At 74.1% G+C, this 21,218-nt stretch carries 19 protein-coding genes; 10 read left to right on the top strand and 9 right to left on the bottom strand.

Features of this window, described 5'->3' with window-relative positions:
• Positions 1-23: 23 nt before the first annotated feature.
• The 4 genes from ABD086_RS21105 to ABD086_RS21090 are packed head-to-tail and all read right to left on the bottom strand — an operon-like array spanning position 24 to position 3,712.
• On the bottom strand, positions 24-587 hold the full coding sequence (locus ABD086_RS21105; RefSeq protein ID WP_343909883.1) for a TIGR03086 family metal-binding protein: 564 nt from the start codon (positions 585-587) through the stop codon (positions 24-26).
• Entirely contained in the window at positions 584-1,552 is a 969-nt protein-coding gene (locus ABD086_RS21100; protein WP_343909881.1) for a sigma-70 family RNA polymerase sigma factor, read from the bottom strand. Before ABD086_RS21100 ends, ABD086_RS21105 begins: the two co-directional genes overlap by 4 nt.
• Positions 1,553-1,598: 46 nt before the next feature.
• Entirely contained in the window at positions 1,599-3,125 is a 1,527-nt protein-coding gene (locus ABD086_RS21095; protein ID WP_343909879.1) for a glycerol-3-phosphate dehydrogenase/oxidase, read from the bottom strand.
• Positions 3,122-3,712: a TetR/AcrR family transcriptional regulator gene (locus tag ABD086_RS21090; protein ID WP_343909877.1), complete on the bottom strand. Its 591-nt coding sequence runs from the start codon at positions 3,710-3,712 to the stop codon at positions 3,122-3,124. Before ABD086_RS21090 ends, ABD086_RS21095 begins: the two co-directional genes overlap by 4 nt.
• A 17-nt stretch (positions 3,713-3,729) precedes the next feature.
• Between ABD086_RS21090 and ABD086_RS21085 the strand changes: the two genes are divergently transcribed.
• The 3 genes from ABD086_RS21085 (at position 3,730) to ABD086_RS21075 (ending at position 8,945) form a co-directional block, all read left to right on the top strand.
• The gene (locus ABD086_RS21085) at positions 3,730-5,316 is read left to right on the top strand and encodes an FAD-binding oxidoreductase (RefSeq protein WP_343909875.1); all 1,587 of its coding nucleotides are present in this window, start codon (positions 3,730-3,732) and stop codon (positions 5,314-5,316) included.
• The gene (locus ABD086_RS21080; RefSeq protein WP_343909874.1) at positions 5,313-6,245 is read left to right on the top strand and encodes a diacylglycerol/lipid kinase family protein; all 933 of its coding nucleotides are present in this window, start codon (positions 5,313-5,315) and stop codon (positions 6,243-6,245) included. Before ABD086_RS21085 ends, ABD086_RS21080 begins: the two co-directional genes overlap by 4 nt.
• Before the next feature lie 81 nt (positions 6,246-6,326).
• Entirely contained in the window at positions 6,327-8,945 is a 2,619-nt protein-coding gene (locus ABD086_RS21075) for a S8 family serine peptidase (RefSeq protein ID WP_343909872.1), read from the top strand.
• On the opposite strand, the gene ABD086_RS21070 is transcribed toward ABD086_RS21075, so the two are convergent.
• Positions 8,923-9,603, bottom strand: a complete 681-nt coding sequence (locus tag ABD086_RS21070) for a pirin family protein (RefSeq protein WP_343909870.1) — start codon at positions 9,601-9,603, stop codon at positions 8,923-8,925. The genes ABD086_RS21075 and ABD086_RS21070 overlap by 23 nt on opposite strands.
• Positions 9,604-9,619: 16 nt before the next feature.
• Here ABD086_RS21070 and ABD086_RS21065 point away from each other — a divergent pair, with 16 nt between their 5' ends.
• From ABD086_RS21065 to ABD086_RS21055, 3 genes are read left to right on the top strand one after another with little or no spacing between them, the layout of a single operon-like run.
• Complete coding sequence (locus ABD086_RS21065; RefSeq protein WP_343909868.1) at positions 9,620-10,960, top strand: GH1 family beta-glucosidase; 1,341 nt, start codon at positions 9,620-9,622, stop codon at positions 10,958-10,960.
• Positions 10,961-10,985: 25 nt separating this feature from the next.
• Positions 10,986-12,059, top strand: coding sequence for a sulfotransferase family protein (locus tag ABD086_RS21060; protein ID WP_343909867.1), 1,074 nt, complete (start codon positions 10,986-10,988; stop codon positions 12,057-12,059).
• A gap of 4 nt (positions 12,060-12,063) precedes the next feature.
• The gene (locus ABD086_RS21055; RefSeq protein ID WP_343909866.1) at positions 12,064-12,990 is read left to right on the top strand and encodes a hypothetical protein; all 927 of its coding nucleotides are present in this window, start codon (positions 12,064-12,066) and stop codon (positions 12,988-12,990) included.
• Positions 12,991-12,998: 8 nt separating this feature from the next.
• On the opposite strand, the gene ABD086_RS21050 is transcribed toward ABD086_RS21055, so the two are convergent.
• Both ABD086_RS21050 and ABD086_RS21045 read right to left on the bottom strand, forming a co-directional pair.
• Positions 12,999-14,303, bottom strand: coding sequence for a UDP-glucose dehydrogenase family protein (locus ABD086_RS21050; protein WP_343910001.1), 1,305 nt, complete (start codon positions 14,301-14,303; stop codon positions 12,999-13,001).
• A complete protein-coding gene (locus ABD086_RS21045; protein WP_343909864.1) occupies positions 14,304-15,434 on the bottom strand; it encodes a MalY/PatB family protein in 1,131 nt (376 codons plus the stop codon).
• Between the two features lie 35 nt (positions 15,435-15,469).
• On the opposite strand from ABD086_RS21045, the gene ABD086_RS21040 reads away from it, so the two are divergent.
• Complete coding sequence (locus ABD086_RS21040) at positions 15,470-16,813, top strand: CapA family protein (RefSeq protein WP_343909862.1); 1,344 nt, start codon at positions 15,470-15,472, stop codon at positions 16,811-16,813.
• Here ABD086_RS21040 and ABD086_RS21035 read toward each other — a convergent pair.
• Entirely contained in the window at positions 16,788-17,708 is a 921-nt protein-coding gene (locus ABD086_RS21035; RefSeq protein ID WP_343909860.1) for a M28 family metallopeptidase, read from the bottom strand. The genes ABD086_RS21040 and ABD086_RS21035 overlap by 26 nt on opposite strands.
• A 44-nt stretch (positions 17,709-17,752) precedes the next feature.
• Between ABD086_RS21035 and ABD086_RS21030 the strand changes: the two genes are divergently transcribed.
• The 3 genes from ABD086_RS21030 to ABD086_RS21020 are packed head-to-tail and all read left to right on the top strand — an operon-like array spanning position 17,753 to position 20,204.
• Positions 17,753-18,634 (top strand): ABC transporter substrate-binding protein, encoded by an 882-nt coding sequence (locus ABD086_RS21030; RefSeq protein WP_343909858.1) that lies wholly within the window; start codon positions 17,753-17,755, stop codon positions 18,632-18,634.
• Positions 18,631-19,479 carry an amino acid ABC transporter permease gene (locus ABD086_RS21025; protein ID WP_343909856.1) on the top strand — a complete coding sequence of 283 codons (849 nt, stop codon included), beginning with the start codon at positions 18,631-18,633 and terminating at the stop codon, positions 19,477-19,479. The genes ABD086_RS21030 and ABD086_RS21025 overlap by 4 nt, the downstream gene beginning before the upstream one ends.
• Positions 19,476-20,204, top strand: a complete 729-nt coding sequence (locus ABD086_RS21020) for an amino acid ABC transporter ATP-binding protein (protein WP_343909854.1) — start codon at positions 19,476-19,478, stop codon at positions 20,202-20,204. The genes ABD086_RS21025 and ABD086_RS21020 overlap by 4 nt, the downstream gene beginning before the upstream one ends.
• A gap of 43 nt (positions 20,205-20,247) precedes the next feature.
• On the opposite strand, the gene ABD086_RS21015 is transcribed toward ABD086_RS21020, so the two are convergent.
• Positions 20,248-21,177 (bottom strand): type IV toxin-antitoxin system AbiEi family antitoxin domain-containing protein, encoded by a 930-nt coding sequence (locus ABD086_RS21015; RefSeq protein WP_343909852.1) that lies wholly within the window; start codon positions 21,175-21,177, stop codon positions 20,248-20,250.
• Between the last annotated feature and the right edge of the window lie 41 nt (positions 21,178-21,218).

The raw sequence follows: 21,218 nt of genomic DNA, 5'->3' as shown, positions 1-21,218 counted from the left end.
CCGGAACCGGGGGAGCGGTCCAGTCAGGTCCGGCCGAGGTGGGCGAGCAGCCGCACGTCGTCCGCCGCCTCGGGCCGGACCGGTCGCGGCGCGGCGAACCGGACCCCGCGGTCCTCGGGCCGGACCAGCCGCTCGGCCACCGGGACCAGGTCGCGGGCCAGCGCGGCCGGGATCCCGGCGCCCTCACCCGTGGCACGGCCCACGTCCCAGCCGTGCACCGTCACCTCGAGGGCGGCGGTGGACACCAGCACGCTGCTCATCAGGTCCAGCCCGCCGGCGGTGGTCGCGATCACCACGTCGCCGGGGGACGGTCCGCCCCAGGCGCCGAGCAGCGCGCACGCCTTCTGCTGGATGGCGGCCACCCGCCCCTCGGCCCGGGTCCCGCCGTGCACCACGACCTCGCCGCCGGCGGCCTCGGTGAACGCGTCCAGCGCGTCCTCCATGTGCGCGAGCAGGTCGCCGAGCGACCAGGCCTCGCACGGGGTCGGCCGGTCCAGCAGGTCGTCGTCGACCCGCGCGAGGCGGCCGCGGGTGTAGCAGAGCGCCCGCTCCAGCAGCTCGACGGACCCGCCGAGCGTGGCGGTCACCGAGGGCCCGGGACGTGGTCGGCCGGGAGCCGGGGCGGCAGGCCGAAGGTCTCGAACAGGCTCTGGTCGAAGAACGCGGTCACGTGCTTGACCCGGTCGCCGTCCAGCTCGAGCACCTGGAGCTGGAACGGCAGGAAGTCGCCGCCGGGGGTGCGCATGTAGAGGCCGTACGCCGGCTGGCCGTTCGCCTGCGTGGGCAGCATCGGCATGTCGTGGACCCCGCCGGGGCACTCGTTGCCGATCAGCCAGCCGATGTTCTCCCGGCCCTTGAACCAGCTCGTGAACGGCGGCATGTCCCACGTCGCCTCGGCGGTGAGCATCCCGACGATCGAGTCGACGTCCTTGCGCCAGAACGCGTCGACGTACCGCTCGAGCATCCGCTGCTGCTCCGGCGACAGGTCCGCCTCGACGGTGTCCTCGGTGAGGCCGCGGTCGGCGAGCTGCGCGTGCGCGCGCTGGAGGGCGGAGTTCACGGCGGCGCTGGTGGTGTCGAGCGCCTCGGCCACCTCCGCGGCGGACCAGCGCAGCACGTCGCGCAGGATCAGCACCGCCCGCTGGCGGGCGGGCAGGTGCTGGAGCGCGGCGACGAACGCCAGCCGGATCGAGTCCCGCTCCGCGACGACGACCGCGGCGTCCGGGACCGGCTCCAGCCAGGCGATCTCGTGGTCGGACTCGAGGGCGTCGCCGGCCATCGCGTCCGCGGTGCCGAGCCCGGCGGGGAGCGGGCGGCGCGGCCGGCCCTCGAGGTTCGTCAGGCAGACGTTCGTGGCGATCCGGTACAGCCAGGTGCGCACCGACGACCGGCCCTCGAAGTGCGCGGACGCCTTCCAGGCGCGCAGGAAGGTCTCCTGCACCAGGTCCTCGGCCTCGTGGACGGAGCCGGACATGCGGTAGCAGTGCGCGAGCAGCTCACGCTGGTAGCGCTGCGTCAGCGTCGGGAAGTCGTCGAGCTCTGTCGTCGTCACCATGGGTCCTCTCAGTCTGCCTGCTGGGTGGACCGGCGTCGACGGACTAATTCATCGCCAGCGCGAGAGCAATCTCCGCCGCCGGTACGGCGAGCGCGCGGTCGGCCGGCACCAGGCCGACGCGGGTGCGGCGGTCGAGCAGGTCCTCGACGTCCACCGCCCCCTCGTGGGTGACGCCGAAGACCAGCTCGGCGAGCGTCACCGGGACGTGCTCGGCGATGGGCGCGAGCAGCTCGTCGTCGGACAGCCCGGTGACCGCGCGCGCGTCGTCGAGGACCAGCGCGGCGTCGGTCCCGAACCGGCGCACGAGCCGCGACGGCAGCTCCAGCGCGGCCAGCTCGTCGCGGGAGGCCGCGCCCAGCAGCGGTAGGGTCCGCGTCCGGCACGCGGTGGCGTCCAGGTGGGCGTGCTCGACCGCCGCGTCGACGGCGTCCTCGGCCATCCGTCGGTACGTCGTCAGCTTGCCGCCGACGACGGTGATCACGCCCTCGGGGCTGGTGAGCACGGCGTGCCGCCGGGAGAGGTCGGCGGTCGAGCCGTCCGCGGTGTCGAGCAGCGGGCGGAGGCCGGCGTACGCGCCGACCACGTCGGAGCGGTGCAGCTGCTTGGTGAAGGCCGCGGACACCACGTCGAGCAGGAACCCGATCTCCGGCTCCGAGGGCTGCGGCACGTCGGGGACCGCGCCCTCGACCGGCTCGTCGGTGAGCCCCGCGTAGACGGTGCCGTCGGGCTGGGGGAGGACCATCACGAACCGGTTCGTCTCCCCGGGCACGGGGCAGAAGACCGAGACGGTCAGTCCGGGCAGCGAGTCCTGGCGGAGCACCAGGTGGGTGCCGCGGCTGGGGCGCAGGGTGATGCCCTCGACGAGCGTGTCGGCCCAGACGCCGGTCGCGTTGACGACGGCGCGCGCGGCGACGGCGGTGGTCGCTCCGGTCAGCTCGTCGCGGAGCTCGACGCCGGTGCCGGTCGCCCGCAGCACGCGGGCCCGGGTCCGGACGTGCGCGCCGTACGCCGCGGCGGTGCGGGCGACGGTGACGACCAGGCGGGCGTCGTCCTCGAGCTGGCCGTCCCAGCCCACCATCGCCCCGCGCAGGCCGTCGCGGCGCAGCGCCGGGACCAGGCGGAGGGCCTCGGTGACGCTCAGGTGCCGCGGCCGGGGCAGGGTCTCCGCGTCGGTGCCCGCGCCGCGCCGGAGCAGGTCGCCGGCCCAGAGGCCGCCGCGGGTGAACGCGGTCTGGACGCGGCTCACGCCGGCCGAGAGCGGGACCAGCATCGGCATCGGGCGGGTCAGGTGCGGCGCGGTGACCTCCATCAGGATGCCGCGCTCGACGGCGCTCTCGTGCGCGACGCCGACCTGGCCCTTGGCGAGGTAGCGCAGGCCGCCGTGCACCATCTTCGACGACCACCGGGAGGTGCCGAACGCGAGGTCGTGGGCGTCGACCGCGAGCACCGACAGGCCGCGGCTGACCGCGTCCAGCGCGACGCCGGCGCCGGTGATGCCCAGGCCGATCACCACGAGGTCGACGTCCGTGGGCGCGTCCGCGAGCCCCGCCCGGATCCGGGTCGCCGTCACGGCTGGAGGCTCCTCGTCAGGGCGAGCACCAGCTCGGCGTCGAGCTCCTCGAGGGACACCTCGTCGTCGACCATCGTGTGCGCCGAGAGCACGAAGCCGTGGGCGGCGAGCAGCATCGCCCGGGCCATGGCGACCGGGTTGCCCGCCCGGGCGGTGCCCTCGGCCTGGGCCTCGCGCAGCGCGGCGACGGTGAGCTCGAGGATGCCGTCCTGCGACCGGCCGCGGCGGGAGAAGAGGTAGGGGAGGATCAGCTCGGGGTCGAGGTCGACGATGCGCACGAAGAGCTCGTTCTCGCGCAGCCGCTGCACGGTGCCGACGATGTCGCCGACCAGGCGCTCGATGGTCGGGGCGTCCCGGTCCTCCTCGGCGAGGGAGTCGGCGACGACGCCGGCCCACTCGCGGGTCATCAGGTCGCCGAGCAGCTGCGGCATGTCCGCCCAGGTGCGGTAGATCGTCATCCGCGACACCCCGGCGCGGCGGGCGACCTCGGTCAGCGTCGTGCGGCGCCAGCCGACGTCGAGGATGCAGTCACGCGCGGCGTCGAGGTAGACATCCCGAGGCTCGGCGTTGTGACGAAGTGACGTCATGTGTCACAGTGTAACGCATGGCTTCGGATCAGCAGCAGAGCGGCGAGATGCACCCCACCCGCTGGGGCGACCCGGCCCGCGCCCAGGCGCTCCCCGACGGGGCCCGCGGCATGGTCGAGCTGGTCTTCGGCGTCGACGACCGGCCCGCCCTGGACGCGGCGCCCCTCCCTCCCGTGGCGATCGACGCGGCGGTGCTGGCGGAGCTCGCGCGGGCCGTCGGGCCCGCGAACGTGCGCACCGACGACGAGACCCGCCGGGTGCGCACCCGCGGCAAGTCCACGCCCGACCTGCTCCGCGCCCGGGCCGGGGACCTCACCGACGCGCCCGACGCCGTCGTCCGCCCGGGCAGCCACGACGAGGTCGCCGCCGTCCTCGCGATCGCGGTCGAGCACCACCTCGCGGTGGTGCCGTTCGGCGGCGGTACGGCGGTGACCGGCGGCCTGGTCGCGCGCCGGGACGGGTACGCGGGCGTGCTGAGCCTCGACCTGGTCCGGATGGACCGGCTCGTGTCGGTCGACCACATCTCGATGACCGCGGTCCTCGAGCCCGGGCTCCGCGGGCCGGAGGCCGAGGCGCTGCTGGCCGCGGAGGGGATGACGCTCGGCCACTACCCGCAGTCGTGGGAGTTCGCGTCGATCGGCGGCTTCGCCGCGACCCGGTCCAGCGGCCAGTCGAGCGCCGGCTACGGCCGGTTCGACGCGCTGGTCGTCGGCCTCACCGTCGCGACCCCGCGCGGCCGGATCGACCTGGGCACCGCGCCCGCGAACGCCGCCGGCCCCGACCTGCGCCAGCTGTTCCTCGGCTCCGAGGGCGCGTTCGGCGTGATCACCGCGGTGACGGTGCGGGTCCGGAAGCTGCCGGAGGTGAAGGTCTACGAGGGCTGGCGGTGGCCGTCGTTCGCGGCCGGGGCCGCGGCGATGCGCACGCTCGCGCAGTCCGGGCTGCTGCCCACCGTGCTGCGGCTCTCCGACGAGACCGAGAGCGCGATCAACCTGGCCGACCCGGCCGCGATCGGCGCGGAGGCGAGCCAGGCCTGCCTGATGATCACCGGCTACGAGGGCGAGCCCGCCGCCGTCGAGGCCAAGCGCGCGGCGGTCACTGCGGTCCTGGCCGGGCTGGGCGGGACCGGCGCCGGCACCGCCGCCGGCGAGAAGTGGGCACACGGCCGGTTCGACGCGCCGTACCTGCGCGACTCGATGCTGGACGCCGGCGTGCTGGTCGAGACGCTGGAGACCGCGACGTTCTGGTCGAACGTCACGCGGTTGTACGACGACGTGAAGGCCGCGCTGACCGCGGCTCTCGGGGAACCGTCGCTCGTGCTCTGCCACATCTCGCACGTGTACGAGACCGGCTGCTCGCTCTACTTCACGGTCGCCGCGAAGGAGGCCGACGATCCGCTCGCACAGTGGCGGGCCGCCAAGGCGGCCGCGAGCGACGCGATGATCGACGCCGGCGCGACGATCACCCACCACCACGCCGTCGGGACCGACCACAAGCCGTGGTTCGCCCGGGAGATCGGGCCGCTCGGGGTGTCGGTGCTGCGCGCGGTGAAGGCCGACCTCGACCCGACCGGCGTCCTCAACCCGGGGGTGATGATCCCGTGATCCGCTCCTTTACGTTCCTGGTCAACCCGACGTCCGGCGGCGGAGCGGCGCCGGGGGCGGTGGTGGCGGTCGCGCGGCTGCTGCGCGAGGCGGGGGCGACCGTCGACGTCACCTACTCGCCGGGCCCGCACGCGATGGTCGAGCTGGTCGACGAGGCGGTGGGCCGCGGCGACGTGGTCGTCTCGGTCGGCGGCGACGGCATGCTGTCCTCGCTCGCCGGGCCGGTGGCCGCGCGCGGCGGCACCCTGGGCGTGCTGCCCGCCGGGCGCGGCAACGACTTCGCCCGGATGCTCGGCCTGCCCGAGACCCCCGAGGCGCAGGCGGAGCTCCTGCTGTCGGGTGGGGTGCGGCAGGTCGACCTCCTCGCGATCAGCCTGGGCGGCGAGCGGCGGCTGGTCGCCGGGTCCGTGTATGCGGGCGTCGACGCCCGCGCCGCCGAGATCGTCGACCGGGCCCGGTGGGTGCCGCGCCGGCTCCAGTACCCGTACGCCGCGCTGCGCGCGCTGGCGACGTACCAGCCCGGGAGCTACCGGGTCGCGGTCGACGGCATCGAGCACGAGTACGCCGCCGCGACGGTCGTGGTCGCGAACTCGGCGTACTACGGCAAGGGCATGCGGATCGCGCCGCCCGCCTCGGTCGAGGACGGCGTGCTCGACGTCGTGGTGATCGAGGCCGCCGGCCGGCTGTCGCTGATGCGGTCGCTGCCCCAGGTGTACGACGGCGGCCACGTCGATCTGCCCGAGGTGACGCTGCTGTCCGGCAAGCGCGTCGAGCTGCGCGGCGCCGCCCGCGCCCCGATCCCGGTCGGCGCGGACGGCGAGCCGCTCGGCCCGCTGCCCTCCCTGAACCAGCGGCCGGCGCTCGTCGAGGTCGTGCCGGGAGCGCTCGCGGTGGTCTGTCCCGCGCCGAGCGCCGCGGGCGGGGGCTAACCCGGACCAGCGGTCGTCGTTGAGCCAGCCGGGAGCGCCACCCAGGCTCCCGCGCCGCCCCTTCCACGAGAAGTGAGATCGATGAGCCGCATCTCCGTCCTGCTCGCCGGCGTTCTCTGCGCCGGGAGCCTGGTCGCCGTCCCGACCACCGTCCTCCTGGCGAACGGCCCCGCCGCCGCGACCCCCTCGACCTCCTCCGCGGCCCTCGCCGTCGGGCACGAGGGGCCGGTCCTGCAGCCCTCGCTCCGGCAGCACCTGCGCGCCGTCGAGGCCGGGACGCCGGTCCGCGTCCTGGCCCAGGCCGGTGGCCGGCTCGGCGCGGTCGAGCGCGCCACGCGGGCCCACGGGCTCCGGCCCGGTGTCGAGCTCTCCCGGATCGGCGTCGTCACGGCGACCGGTACGCCGGCGCAGGTCCGAGCGCTGGCCCGCGACGCGCGCATCACCCGCCTGGACTGGGCCGACGAGAAGGTGTCCTACCTCGTCGACACCGACCAGTACGCCACGCGCGCCGTACCGGTCCACGACGGTGCCGTGGACGTGGACGGCGACGGCGTGCTGGACCGGTTCGACGGCGCCGGCTTCTCGGTCGCGATCGTCGACTCGGGCACCGACGGCACCCACCCGATGTTCGCCGCCGCCGACGGCACGTCCCGGGTGAAGAAGAACGTGAAGATCGGCTGCTCCGACGTGGTCGGGATCCTCGACGACTTCTCGACCGTCGACGAGTGCACCGTCGACGCGACCGCGGTGAACGACACCGACACGCCGTCGCTGGGCGGCCACGGCACCCACGTCACCGGCATCGCCGCGGGCTCCCGCGTGACCGACGCCGCCGGGCGGCACCTGCGCGGCAGCGCGCCCGGCGCCGACATCGTGTCGGTCAGCGCCGGCGCGACCCTGAGCGTGTACGGCGGGACCACCGGCCTCTACTGGGTGCTGCTGCACCACGCCGACCCGTGCGGCGACCAGAGCTGCCCCCCGATCGTGGTCGTCAACAACTCCTGGGGCCCGAGCGGCGGCGGCGACTTCAGCGCCGACGCGCCGCAGGTGCTCGTGCAGCGCGCCCTCGTCGCCGCCGGTGTCACGGTCGTCTGGGCGGCGGGCAACGACGGCGGCGACGGCAGCGACAACATGACCAACCCGTACTCCGTCGACCCGACCGGCGGCGTCCTCTCGGTCGCCAACTACGACGACGGCGGCACCGGCAGCCGCGACAACGCCCTCGACTCCTCGTCGTCGCGCGGGCTGCGGTCCGCGGTCGCCACCTACCCGGACATCTCGGCGCCGGGTGCGTTCATCACCTCCGCCTGCCGTCCGTACCTGCCGGTCTGCTCGACGGGGCTCGACACGGCGGACCCGAACTACAACACGATCAGCGGCACCTCGATGGCCGCCCCGCACATCGCCGGGTACGTCGCCGTGCTCCAGCAGGTCGCGAAGCGCACGCTGGGACGCCTGCTCTCCCCGGCCGAGGTCGAGGACGTGCTGGTCGACACCGCCCACCAGTTCGGCGGGACGTCGCGCACCTACGTCCCGGACACGCGCAACCCCGACGCGACGACCGGCACGTCGTTCGACGCCGGCCACGGCCTGGTCGACCTGCTCGCGGCGGTCGAGAAGGTCTCCGGCGCCACGGCCGCGCCCGTCGCTGAGGCGACCTGCGCGGCCGACGGCCGCTTCACCGACCCGGCCGGCGACGCCTCCAGCGTGCTCGGCGCGGGGACGCCGCTGCCCAGCGACGCCGCCCTGGACGTCACCGAGTCGTGGTTCAGCAGCGACCCGGTCACCTCGGACGTGACCTTCCACTGGAAGGTCTCCGACCTGGCGGACAGCCCCGGCGGCCAGGAGGGCACCGGCGAGTACTTCGACTACAACTTCTCCCTCGGCGGCCGCGACTACTACCTGGGCGCGACCCGCACGCTCGAGGACGGCGAGACGTTCGTCCTCGGTGCCTTCGAGACCACCCGCAAGACCCTCGCCAGCGGCCTCCCGGGGTCCTTCGACCCGGCCAAGGACGAGATCTCGGTGACGCTGCCGGCCGCCACCTGGCGCCAGCTCGCGCTGCCGGGCAGCATCGCCGCCGGCCAGCAGCTGTCCGGGCTGCAGATCGTCGCCCGGCGCTCGCTGGTGCTGGTCGTGCCCGACGCCGACACCGCCGCCAGCGGGTGCGGCTACACGGTCGGCGCCGAGCGCGCGCCGTCCGCGACGCCCACGCCCACGGCGACGGCGACGGCCACGCCGACCGCGACCGCGACGCCGACGGCCACCGCGACGCCGACCGCCACCGCGACGCCGACCGCGACCTCGAGCGCGACGCCGACGCCGACCCCGACGGAGACCGCCTCGCCCACCCCGACGGAGACCGCGTCGCCGACTCCCACCGAGACCGCGACGCCGACTCCCAGCGAGACCGCGACGCCGGACCCGAACGCCGGACCCACGATCACCGACGTGGCGGTCCGGGCCCGCGGCGGGAAGCCGCGGGTCGGCGTGCCGGTGCGGTTCCGGGCGTGGGCGAAGGACGCCGACGGCGATCGGCTGCAGTACGCGTGGTCGATCAGTGGCGCCGACCCGCTCCGCGGCAGGTCGGTGCAGCACGCGTTCACCAAGCCCGGTACCTACCGGGTCGTGCTGCGCGTGACCGACGGCACCGACACCACCGCGATGCGGTTCTGGGTCAAGGTGCTCCGGCGCCGCTGAAGGCCCAGACCATGAGCTCGGTGGGGACGGCGGCGGTGACCTCGAGGCCCGGGTCATCCGTGATCCGGAACGCGTCACCGTCGGCGAGGGGCTCCGCCAGCGAGGAGCGGGTGAGCGCGCCGCCGGCGACGAAGACGTGCTGCAGCGGCTCGTCCGGCAGCGTCACGGTGTCGCCGGCCGCCAGCCGGGCGACGAGCAGGCGGGCGCCCGAGCCGACGCGGACCACCTCGGTCAGCTCGCCGGGGGAGAGGTCCACCGGCGTGATCGAGTACGCCGGCGGCGTACCCGGCTCGTCCGGCGTCAGCCAGGCCTGGACGAACCGCACCTGACCCTCGGGGCCGGCGATCTCCGCATGGGTGACGCCGGAGCCCGCCGACAGCACCTGCAGCTCGCCCGGCCGGACCACCCCGGAGTGGCCGGCGGAGTCGGAGTGCGACAGCGACCCGCTGAGCACCCAGGTGACGATCTCCACGTCGCGGTGCGGGTGGTCGGGGAACCCGGCGCCGGCCTTGAGGCGGTGGTCGTCGTGGCAGACCAGCGGGCCGAAGCCGACGTTGTCCGGGTCGTAGTGCGCGCCGAACGCGAAGGAGTGCCGGGTGAAATAGCCCTCACCCCGGGTGAGGTAACGCTCGGTTCCCCGGCGGATCTCGACGCTCATCTGCATGATTGTGCCCGTGCCCCTCCCCCAGCTCCCGCCCGGCTTCCGCTTCGGCACCAGCACGGCGGCGTACCAGATCGAAGGCGCCGCTCACGAGGACGGCAGAGGCCCGAGCATCTGGGACACGTTCACCGCCCAGGAGGGCCGGATCGCCGACGGATCGACCGGCGACGTGGCGTGCGACCACTACCACCGGTACGTCGAGGACGTCGCGCTGATGAAGCGGCTCGGGGTCGGTGGCTACCGGCTGTCGGTGTCGTGGCCGCGGATCCAGCCCACCGGCTCGGGGGCGCCCAACCAGAAGGGCCTGGACTTCTACGACCGGCTCGTCGACGAGCTGCTCGCGAACGACGTGCAGCCGATGGTCACGCTCTACCACTGGGACCTGCCGCAGGCGCTCGAGGACGACGGCGGCTGGCTGAACCGGGACACCGTCGAGCGGTTCGCCGACTACGCCGCCATCCTGGGCGAGCGGTTCGCCGACCGGGTCGAGCACTGGATCCCCGTCAACGAGCCCAACGTCGTGATGATCATGGGCTACGCGATCGGGCTGCACGCGCCGGGCAAGACGCTGATGTTCGACTCGATGCCGGTCGCCCACCACCTGCTGCTCGGCCACGGCCGGGCCGCGATCGCGCTGCGGGCCGCCGGGGCCACGTCGGTCGGCTGCGCCAACAACCACGCGCCGATGTGGCCGGCCTCCGACGACGAGGCGGACGTGGGCGCGTCGAAGCTCTTCGACGCACTCTGGAACGGCATGTTCGCCGAGCCGATGCTGCTCGGGCGCTACCCGGCGGACCTCCAGCCGCTGCTCGACGGGATCGTCCGCGACGGCGACCTGGCGACGATCCGGCAGCCGCTCGACTTCTACGGCCTCAACTACTACAACCCGTTCAAGATCGGCGCCGCCCGCGCGGACGCCGAGATGCCGTTCGAGTTCCGGGAGCTGCTCGGCTACCCGACGACCGACTTCGGCTGGCCGGTGGTGCCGGACGCGCTGCGGGAGCTGCTGATCCTGCTGCGCGCCCGCTACCGCGCCGCGCTGCCCCCGATCTACGTCACCGAGTCCGGCTGCGCCTACAACATGGGCCCGGACGAGGACGGCGTCGTGGACGACCAGCCGCGCATCGACTACCTCGACGCGCACCTGCGCGCGGTCGCGACGGCCGTGCAGCGCGGCGTCGACGTCCGCGGCTACTACACGTGGTCGCTGCTGGACAACTTCGAGTGGGCCGAGGGGTACACGCAGCGGTTCGGGCTCGTGCACGTCGACTACGACACGCTGGCACGAACGCCGAAGCGGTCGTTCGACTGGTTCGGGGACGTGGTCGCCGCGCAGACCAGGTCACTCGGCTGAGCGACCTCCAACTAGCCTGTCGGCCATGCCGACCCCCGAGGCACAGCCGACGCCCCTGTCCGAGGCCATCCCGGTCGAGCGCCGCGTGGTGTTCGTGGTCGGCTCCGGGCGCAGCGGCACGAGCACGATGGCCGGCGCCCTCCGGACGCTCGGCATGCACGTGCCGCAGCCGGAGGTGGCCGCCGACGAGACCAACCCCAAGGGCTTCGGCGAGCCGCAGTGGGTGGTCGACTTCCACGACGAGCTGCTCAGGCGCTGCAACGTCCAGGTGTCCGACGCCCGGCCGTCGGCGTGGTTCGAGTCCGGCAAGCTCGCCGCGTTCGAGCCGCTGCGCGAGCGGCTGCACGACTGGCTGGAGCAGCAGTTCGTCGAGGGCGGCCCCGAGCTGGTCGTCAAGGACCCGAGGCTGGCCTGGTTCCTCGGCCTCTGGCGCGCCGCCGCCCTGCGGTGCGACGCGACGCCGGCGTACGTGACGATGCTGCGGCCGGTGACCGAGGTCGTCGGCAGCAAGCAGCGGTACTACGCCGCCCAGAGATCGGCCGGCGAGGTGCAGCGCACCGCCGCGTGGGTGAACATGATGCTGCACACCGAGCGCTCCACCCGGGGTTCGGCGCGCCGCTTCGTCCGGTACGCCGACATGCTGAAGGACTGGACCGTCCCGGTGTTCGCGATCGGGCAGGCCTTCGACCTGGACGCGGTGAAGTCCGCGACCGCGAACGACGTCCGCCGCGTGCACCAGTTCATCGACCCGACGCTGCGCCGGGTGCAGCTCACCTGGGACGACGTGGAGGTCCCGGACCGGCTCCGCGAGATCGCCGAGGAGAGCTGGCAGCACCTCGACCGCCTCGCCGACGAGGGCGGTGACGTGCCCGCGGTGCACGAGGTGCTCGACCAGCTGCGCGCGGCGTACTCCGAGCTGTACGGCGAGGCCGAGGCGATGGCCCACTCCACCGCGCTCGCCGCGCGCCGCGAGGGCCTGGCCCAGCAGCCGGAGCCGGCGGTGCGCCACGGCGTGGACCGGGTGCCGCACGGCGTCCGCAAGCTGGTGCCCGGCAGCGTCCGGCGCGGGCTGCGCAAGGCTCTCGGCCGGGAGCGCTGAGCCGATGGCGGAACACCCCGGCGGCATCGCCAACCGCGAGGGCGAGACGGCGTACGACGTCACCTGGCCCTGGACGACCGGGCGCCTGGAGCCCGGCCTGACCTGCGTGTTCCGCGTCAAGAACGAGGCGCGCAACCTGCCCTGGGTGCTGCCGCCGATGCTCGAGGCGGTCCAGCACGTCGTGCTGGTCGACAACGGCTCGGACGACGGCACGCCCGAGATCGCGCAGCGGGTCGCGGAGGAGTGCGGGGCCGCCGAGCGGTTCACGCTGACGTCGTACCCCTTCCGGGTGAGCCGCGCGGGCCCCGAGCACCTGGCCACGCCGCCGGACTCGGTGCACTCGCTCACCCACTTCTACAACTGGTCCTTCTCGCAGGTGCGCACGTCGTACTCGATGAAGTGGGACGGCGACATGGTGCTGACCCGCGAGGGCGTGGCGGCGCTGGCCGACCTGTCCTGGCAGCTCGAGGGCTCGGGTGCAGTGGTCCTGGTGCCGCGGCACCCGGTCTCCATCGAGAGCGAGTCGGTGGCGTGGATCGACCTGGGCTTCCGGTTCCTCGAGCCGTGGATCTACCCGATGGGGCCCGAGTACACCTTCGTGAAGGCCTTCGAGTGGGAGGTGCGCGAGTTCCCGAGCACCGCCGAGCGGCTGATCCTCCCCGAGGGCCTCTGCGTCGAGCTGAAGTGGCTGGACGCGGACGAGTTCGCGCACTGGAGCCACACGTCGTTCGAGGACTCCACGCGGGCGCCGCGCAAGCGCCGCGAGTGGGAGGTCTACAGCGCGCTGACGGCGGGCCGCGGCGAGGAGGTCGAGGGCCTGCAGCGCATCGAGGCGCCGCCCGGCGTGCACGTCGTCGACCACATCACCCGCACCTGGCTGCCGCACGCGGAGCGGCCGCTGGTGCGGCGGCTCGGCCGGCTCGAGGTGTAGGCGGGGGTCTAGGACCGCCCGAGCGCCCGGACCGTCCAGCCCGCACCGCGCCAGGTGTCCGCGTCGAGCCTGTTGCGGCCGTCGACCACCTGCCTGCGGCGGACGACGGAGCCGAGCACGTCGAGGTCGACCTCGCGGAACTCCGGCCACTCGGTCAGGTGCAGCAGCAGGTCCGCGTCGCGCGCGGCCGCCAGCGCGGTCTCGGCGTAGTCGAGGGTCGGGAACACCGCGCGCGCGGGCTCCATCGCCTGCGGGTCGAAGACGGACACCATCGCGCCGCGCAGGTGCAGCTGGCCGGCGATCGAGAGCGCAGGGGAGTCGCGGACGTCGTCGCTGTGCGGCTTGAACGACGCGCCCCAGACGGCGATCCGCGACCGCGCGACGCTGCCGCCGAGCATCGTGGTCGCGATCTGCACGACCCGGGTGCGCTGGCGCAGGTTGATGTCGTCGACCTGCCGGAGGAAGGACATCGTGTCCTCGACGCCGAGCTCGCCGGCCCGGCTCAGGAACGCGCGGATGTCCTTGGGCAGGCAGCCGCCGCCGAAGCCCACGCCGGCGTTGAGGAACTTCCGGCCGATCCGGTCGTCGTGACCGATCGCGTCGGCGAGGGCGACCACGTCGGCTCCCGCGGCCTCGCACACCTCGGCGACCGCGTTGATGAACGAGATCTTCGTGGCCAGGAAGGCGTTCGCGGACACCTTCACCAGCTCGGCGGTGGCGAAGTCGGTGACGACGACCGGCGTGCCGGCGGCGACCACCGGGGCGTAGCAGTCCCGCAGCACGCGCTCGGCCCGCTCGGAGGCGACGCCGAGGACCAGGCGGTCCGGGCGCAACGTGTCCTGGACGGCGTGGCCTTCCCGGAGGAACTCGGGGTTCCACGCCAGCTCGGTGCCGGCCGGCAGCGTCGCCGCCAGCCGCGCGGCGGTGCCGACCGGCACGGTGGACTTGCCCACGACCAGCGCCCCCTCCCGCAGGTGCGGCGCCAACGACGCGACGGCCGCGTCGACGTACCGGACGTCGGCGCCGAGCCCGTCGGGCCGCTGGGGCGTGCCGACGCAGACGAAGTGGACGTCGCCGAACGCGCCGGCCTCCTCGAAGGAGTTGGTGAACCGCAGCCGCCCGGCCGCGACGTGGTCGGCGAGCAGGTCCCCGAGCCCGGGCTCGTAGAACGGGACCTTGCCCGCGGCGAGCGACTCACGCTTCGCGTGGTCGATCTCGACCCCGAGCACGTCGTACCCGAGCTCGGCCATCGCGGCCGCATGGGTCGCGCCGAGGTATCCGCATCCGACGACCGTGACTCTCACGGCCTCCAGTCAGGCGTCGGCAGATGACAGCGCGGCGGCCAGGCGGCGAACGCCCTCGGAAAGCCTGGTGGCATTCGTGGCGAGGTTGAGCCGCAGGTGCCCGTCCAGGCCGGGCTGGTAGTCCGACCCGGGCGCCGGCCGCAGCCCGTGCCGCAGCGCCGCCGCGGCGGGATCGGCGACGCCGTACGCACGCAGGTCGAGCCAGGCCAGGTACGTCGCCTCGAGCGGCCGCATCCGGGCCTTCGGCAGGTGGGCCGCGAGCAGGTCGGCGAGCAGCGCGCGGTTGTCGGCGAGCCGGTCGACCAGCGCGGCGAGCCACGCGTCGCAGTCGCGCCACGCAACCTCGCCGGCCACCACGCCGAGCGACGACCAGCTGTTCTGCGCGGGGATCGGCAGCGCCGCCGCGCGCGCCCGCAGCTCCGGGTCGAGGATCACCAGCTGGGCGCCGTGGACGCCGGGCATGTTGAACGTCTTCGACGGGCTGGTCACCGCGACCGCGGTCTCGTCGACGGTGAGGTACGGCGTGAACGTCGCGCCCGGCAGCGTCAGCGGGGCGTGGATCTCGTCGGAGACGACGCGGACGCCGTGCCGGGCCGCGACGCCGGCGAGCGCCTCGAGCTCCTCGCGGGTCCAGACCCGGCCGAGCGGGTTGTGCGGGTTGCTGAGCAGGAACGTGCGCGCGCCCGCGGCGAACGCCGACTCGATCGCGTCGAGGTCCATGGTCGCCGCCTCGGCGTCCGGGTCCAGGTCGACGGTCACCAGCCCGCGGCCGGTCACCGCCACCACGTCGCGGAACGGCGGGTAGCAGGGCTGCGGCACCACGACGGAGCCGGGCGGGCAGAGCGCCTCGAGCGCGAGCCGGATGCCGCTCATCACCCCGCCGGCCGGGACCGAGGCCTCGGCCGGCATCTCCCAGGCCCAGTGCCGGTCGGCGAACCCGGCGAACGCCGTACCGACGCCGTCGTGGTGGGGCGGGTAGCCGACCGCACCGCGGCGGATCGCCCGGACCAGCGCTTCCTCGATCGGCTCGGCGAGCCGGAAGTCCATCTCGGCGACCCAGGCCGGGATCACCCCGGGCTCGACGTCCCACTTCAGGGGGAGCGCGGCGCGGGCCTGGTCGTCGGTGAGGTCGCGGATCACGAGCCCATTCAACCGACTGCGTCTAGCGTGTGGGGATGAGGTGGCTCGCGGCGCTCGGCGTGGCGTTGCTGGTGGCCGCCTGCACCCCGGCCGACGAGCGGCCGGACCCGCCCCCGCCCACGCCCGCGCCGACCCGGGCCACCGAGGCGGTCGAGATCACCACGCGGCCGCTCGTGCTGGCGATCAACGCCCGGCGCCCGCCGATCGACGTCGGGAAGGCGGTCGCCGGGTGGATCCGGGACGGGACGATCACGAACTGGCGCGACCTCGGCCAGCCGGCCGCGCCGCTGCGGGTGATCGATCGCACCGACACGCTCCGGCACCTGCCGATGAACACCATCGCGCTGGTGGTGGCCGACGCGATGGAGCCGTCGGTGCGCGCGATCACCGTGGCCGGCGTCGACCCGCTGCGCGACCCCGACGACTACCCGCTCCAGGTCGAGGGGCCGGACCACCCGCCGGTCACCACGATGACCGTCGTCGGCGACATCATGCTCGGCCGCGGCGTGACGGGCCGCCCGGCCCTGGGGCCGACCGCGCAGCGGCTGGCGGCCGCGGACATCACCGTCGGCAACCTGGAGAGCACGCTGTCCGACGACGGCGCGCCGACCCAGGACGACGCGTTCCACGCGCCGCCGTCGGTGCGCGGCGAGCTGCGGCACGCGGGCTTCGACGCGCTCTCCCTGGCCAACAACCACGTCGGCGACTACGGCGACCGGGCGCTGGTCGAGACCGTGCGGCTGCTCCACCGGGCCCGGCTGCCGGCGTTCGGCGCCGGCCCGGACCTCGCGGCCGCGCGGCAGCCGGTGGGGGTGGCCCGGCACGGGATCCGGTTCGGGTTCCTCGGCTTCAACGCGATCGGCGAGACGCCGGCCGCCGGTCCGCGGCAGCCCGGGGCGGTGTCGGTGAGCATGCCGCCGCGCACCGGCCCGCTCGACCGTGCGGAGCTCGGCCGGGTCCTGTCCGACGTACGACGCCTGGCGCGGCGCGCGGACGTCGTCGTGGTGATGCCGCACTGGGGCACGCAGTACACGAACCGGCCCGAGCCCGTGCAGGGCGTGGTGGCGCGGGCGCTGGTCCGGGCCGGCGCCGACCTCGTCGTCGGCGGCCACCCGCACTGGGTGCAGGGCGCGTCGATGGTGGGCGACGCGCTGGTCGTGAACTCGCTCGGCAACTTCGTCTTCGACATGGACTTCATGCCCGAGACCCAGGAGGGGCTGATGCTCGAGGCGACGTTCTGGGGGACCCGGCTGGTGGCCGCGGACTTCGTGCCGTACCGGATCGACCCCGCCTTCGCGCCGCGGGTCGTGCCGTACTCCTCGGCGGCGCACACCTTCGACCTGTTCTGGGAGTTCAGCGGCCTCGCAGCCACGCGGTGAGCAGCCGGCCGACCCTGGCCAGCTGGTCCCGGTCGACGACGGACGGGACGTCGGCGGCGGAGTGGTAGGCGGCGTACGGCGTGCTCCCGACCCGCGCCGCGGGCAGGCCCGCGTCGGCGAACGACTCGTGGTCGCTGGCGTCGTTCGTCCCGACGGTCGTGGGGATGTCGAGCCGCCGGGCGACGCCGGCCAGCTCGTCTCGCACGTCCGTCGGCCCGCCGGTGATGGAGCCGAGCGGCACCCGGTCGCCCACGCCCACCCGGTCGAGGGCGACCATCGCGACGACGTCGCCGGCGTCCTCGACGTACCGCTTCGAGCCGAAGTGGTGCAGGTCGCCCGGCCCGCGCGGCTCCTCGCCGCCGAACAGCACCAGCACCACCGGCGGCTCGCCGGCCAGCACCCGCGCCAGCTCCAGCACGACCGCGACGCCGGACGCGTTGTCCTCGGCCCCGGGCGCGACCGCGACGGTGTCGAGGTGGGCGCCGACGACGACGTGCGGCGCGCCGGCGTCGAAGCCGGGCGGCTCGGCCACGACGTTGAACGACGTCCCGGCGTCGACCGGCACGCCCCAGGAGTCGCCGGCCGGGACCGGGAAGCGCTGGGTCCGCACCTCGTAGCCGGCGCGGACGAGTCGGGGCGCGAGCAGGTCCGCCGCCGCGGCGTACGCCGGCGCGGTCGCGAGGCGTGGTCCCAGCCGGCCGGCGAGCACCCGCACGGTGGCCATCGCCCGGTCCGCGTCGAACTCCCGCAGGGTGAGGGTGGGCGCCGCGCTGGTCGGCGCCGGCCGGGTGGTCTGCACCGGTGGCGGTGGGCCGGAACGGCCGGCCGGCTCGTCGGTGCAGGCGGTTCCCATCGCCAGCACCGTGGCGAGTGAGACGGTGAGCACACCGCGCATGGGATCACGGTACGTGTGCCCGCGCGGAGCCCTAGGCTGCCGCCATGCGTCTGCGTGGATCCCTGGCGGTTGCCGCCGTGCCCCTGCTTCTCGCCGCCGTGGCCTGCGCCCCCGCGTCCGACGGCGGCTCGACCACCGCGGCCGACACGTCGGGCGGCTCGCCGTCCGCCGACCAGTGCGCGACCGACTCGCTGCCGGTGCGGACGCCCGGCCAGCTGACGGTGGGCACCGACTCGCCGGCGTACGAGCCGTGGTTCTCCGGCAACGACCCCACCAACGGTAAGGGCTACGAGTCGGCGGTGGCGTACGCCGTGGCCGAGCAGCTCGGGTTCAGCAAGGACCAGGTCACCTGGGTCAAGGTGCCCTTCAACAAGTCCTACGCCCCGGGCCCCAAGGACTTCGACTTCGACATCAACCAGATCTCGATCACGCCCGCGCGCGCGAAGGTCGTGGACTTCTCCGACGGGTACTACCAGGCGGCCCAGGCCGTCATCGCGCTCAAGGGCACGGCGGGGGCGGAGGCCTCGAGCCTCTCCGACCTGAAGGGGCTCAAGCTCGGAGCGCAGACCGGCACGACCTCACTGACCGCGATCCGCGACGTCATCCAGCCCGACTCCGACCCGGCCGTCTTCGAGGACACGAACGCCGCCAAGTCCGCGCTGGAGAACGGCCAGGTCGACGCGATCCTCGCCGACCTGCCGACGGCGTTCTACATCAGCGCGGTGGAGATCCCCAAGAGCACGATCATCGGGCAGTTCCAGCCGGAGACCGGGCAGCAGGAGGAGTTCGGCATGCTGTTCGAGAAGGGCAGCGAGCTGGTTCCCTGCGTGAACGCCGCGCTGGGGGCCCTGCGCGACGACGGCACGCTCGCCCAGATCGAGCAGCAGTGGCTCTCCGACGTGGTCGACGTCCCGACGCTGCAGTGAGCCAGTGGTCACCCAGCCGGCACGAGCTCGACCGCCGGCGGGTCCGCAGTCGGCTGCGCGCGCGGTCGGCCGCGATCGCGACGCTGATGACGGTCGTGGTCTTCGCCCTGGTCGTCGTCGGCCTCACCAGCTCGCCCGGCTGGCCGCGGGTGCACGAGGCGTTCTTCAACGGCTTCCACGCGCGGGCGGTGCTCCCGGACATCTGGGGCGCGATCTGGCTGAACGTCAAGATGTTCCTCATCGCCGAGGCGTTCATCCTGGTGATCGCGATGCTGATCGCCATGGCGCGGGTGAGCCGGTCCCCGTGGCTGACCCCGGTCCGGCTGGTCGCGGTCGTCTACACCGACGTGATCCGCGGCATCCCGACGATCCTGCTGGTGCTGCTGCTCGGGTTCGGCATGCCGAGCCTGGGGCTGCAGGGTCTGCCGATCAGCGCGTTCTTCTGGGCCACCGTCGCGCTGATCGTGTCCTACAGCGCCTACGTCGCCGAGGTCTTCCGCGCCGGCATGGAGTCGGTCCACCCGTCGCAGTGGGCGAGCGCGATCGCGCTGGGACTGTCACGCGGCCAGACCCTGCGACACGTCGTCGTCCCGCAGGCGGTGCGCCGCGTCGTACCGCCGCTGCTCAACGACTTCGTCTCGCTGCAGAAGGACACCGCGCTCGCGTCGGTCGTGGGCGTCTTCGAGGCCGTCTTCGTCGCCCGCGACTACGGCAACTACAACTTCAACTACACGCCGTACGTCGTCGTGTCGTGCTTCTTCATCGCGATGACGATCCCGCTGGCCCGGCTCACCGACTGGCTGGCGGCCCGCGCGCGGCGGCGCGAGTTCGCGGGGGCGCTGTGAGCCTGCTGTCGCTGTCCGGGGTGCGGAAGGCCTACGGGGACAAGGTGGTCCTCGACGACGTCTCGCTGACGATCGACCACCACGACGTCGTCTGCCTGATCGGCTCGTCCGGGTCCGGCAAGTCCACGCTGCTGCGCTGCATCGACCTGCTGGAGGACATCGACGACGGCGTCATCTCCTTCGAGGGCGAGGAGATCTCCGACCCGCGGGTCGACGCACGTCGGGTGCGGTCGCGGATCGGGATGGTCTTCCAGGCGTACAACCTGTTCCCGCACCTCACGGTGCTCGAGAACTGCACGCTCGCCCCCCGCAAGGTCCACGGCGTCTCGCGCGCCGAGGCCGCCGAGCGGGCCATGTCGCTGCTCTCGCGGTTCGGCCTCGCCGACCAGGCGGCCAAGCACCCCGACCGGCTCTCCGGTGGCCAGCAGCAGCGCGCCGCGCTGGTCCGCGCCCTCTGCAACGAGCCGACGCTGCTGCTGCTGGACGAGATCACCGCGGCCCTCGACCCCGAGCTGGTCGGCGAGGTGCTCGAGATCGTCCGCGCCGAGGCCGCCGCCGGCACCACGATGATCCTCGCCACCCACGAGATGGACTTCGCCCGCGACGTCGCGACCCACGTCTGCTTCCTGGACCAGGGCCGGATCCTCGAGCAGGGCCCGCCGTCCGAGATCTTCACCTCGCCCCGCGAGGAGCGGACCCGGCAGTTCCTGCGCCGGGTGCTGTGATCGCGGAGTCTGTGACGTACCTGGTACGTCACAGACTCCGCAGTCAGAAGACACACGACGGTCCGCACTTCCGGCCGCGCCCGGTCCACCCGGCCCGGACGAGCAGGGCGGACACCCGAGACGCCGTGTAGCACGGGCGCTCGAAGACCTGGCCCCACCCGAGGCGGATCGTGGACCGCCCGTCGACCGCGGCGTCGAGATCGCGGTCCAGGTCCCGGTCCCGCTGGCCGGCGGAGTCGTGGAAGAGCCGGCCGTCCAGCTCGACGACCTGGGGCAGCGGGTCGTAGTCGACGTCGCGCAACGCCCCACCGGACCTGGCCCGCCCGGCGACCTGGCGCCGCCCCCGCGGGAGGCCGTGCGGCTGCTCCACCCGGTGGAGGTAGCCGTGCTCGAGGGTCGAGCAGGTCCCGTCGGCGATGTCGGTGAGCACGCCCTGCAGCCACGTCCGTCGACGCACCCGGGGGCGCGCCTCCATGGTCAGGAGGATCCGGCGTGCGGTGGTGCGGCGCGACTGGCACACGTCGGCGAGCAGTCCGATCGCGGCGAGCTCCGTCGGTTGCCGGAGCGCCTCGTCGATCGCCGCCTCCTCGAGGCGCAGACGTGGTGGCGAGGCGTTCGGCTGGATCCGGTCGGTCAGGCCGCGGACCCGGCACACCCGGTATCCCGGGACCTCGTCACGGCGCCGCGACTCGTCGATCGCGATCCAGATGGCGTGCTCCCGGCAGCGCCAGCCGGCGATGGCGCCGCGCAGGGCCGAGTCTCCGGCGAGGACGGCCGGGGCGTAGTAGAGCGTGCCCACCCACGCGCGTTGCAGCCAGGTGAGCGGGCCGGTGTGGTCGACGAAGACTCCCGGCAGCACCCGCACCAGCTCACGTCGTCGGAGCAGCCGCTCGATGTCGTGCGGGTCGAGGCCGCACTGCTCGAGCTGGCGCCGGGACGCCGTTCCCGCCTGGGCACGCAGCAGCTTCTCCACGCGGGCAGTCCACCCCGACCGACCCCGTTCCGCGACCGGCC

It is taken from the genome of Nocardioides aquiterrae, assembly GCF_039526625.1.
GTDB lineage: Bacteria > Actinomycetota > Actinomycetes > Propionibacteriales > Nocardioidaceae > Nocardioides > Nocardioides aquiterrae.
The sequence above is the reverse complement of the archived record's forward strand: the minus strand, read 5'-3'. Positions and strand labels throughout refer to the sequence as shown.

Excerpts from the sequence above, each read along its gene's own strand:
- ABD086_RS21090 (WP_343909877.1), bottom strand. The coding sequence starts at position 3,712 with ATGACGTCACTTCGTCACAACGCCGAGCCTCGGGATGTCTACCTCGAC.
- ABD086_RS21085 (WP_343909875.1), top strand. The coding sequence starts at position 3,730 with ATGGCTTCGGATCAGCAGCAGAGCGGCGAGATGCACCCCACCCGCTGG.
- ABD086_RS21075 (WP_343909872.1), top strand. The coding sequence starts at position 6,327 with ATGAGCCGCATCTCCGTCCTGCTCGCCGGCGTTCTCTGCGCCGGGAGC.
- ABD086_RS21070 (WP_343909870.1), bottom strand. The coding sequence starts at position 9,603 with ATGAGCGTCGAGATCCGCCGGGGAACCGAGCGTTACCTCACCCGGGGT.
- ABD086_RS21060 (WP_343909867.1), top strand. The coding sequence starts at position 10,986 with ATGCCGACCCCCGAGGCACAGCCGACGCCCCTGTCCGAGGCCATCCCG.
- ABD086_RS21055 (WP_343909866.1), top strand. The coding sequence starts at position 12,064 with ATGGCGGAACACCCCGGCGGCATCGCCAACCGCGAGGGCGAGACGGCG.
- ABD086_RS21040 (WP_343909862.1), top strand. The coding sequence starts at position 15,470 with ATGAGGTGGCTCGCGGCGCTCGGCGTGGCGTTGCTGGTGGCCGCCTGC.
- ABD086_RS21035 (WP_343909860.1), bottom strand. The coding sequence starts at position 17,708 with ATGCGCGGTGTGCTCACCGTCTCACTCGCCACGGTGCTGGCGATGGGA.
- ABD086_RS21030 (WP_343909858.1), top strand. The coding sequence starts at position 17,753 with ATGCGTCTGCGTGGATCCCTGGCGGTTGCCGCCGTGCCCCTGCTTCTC.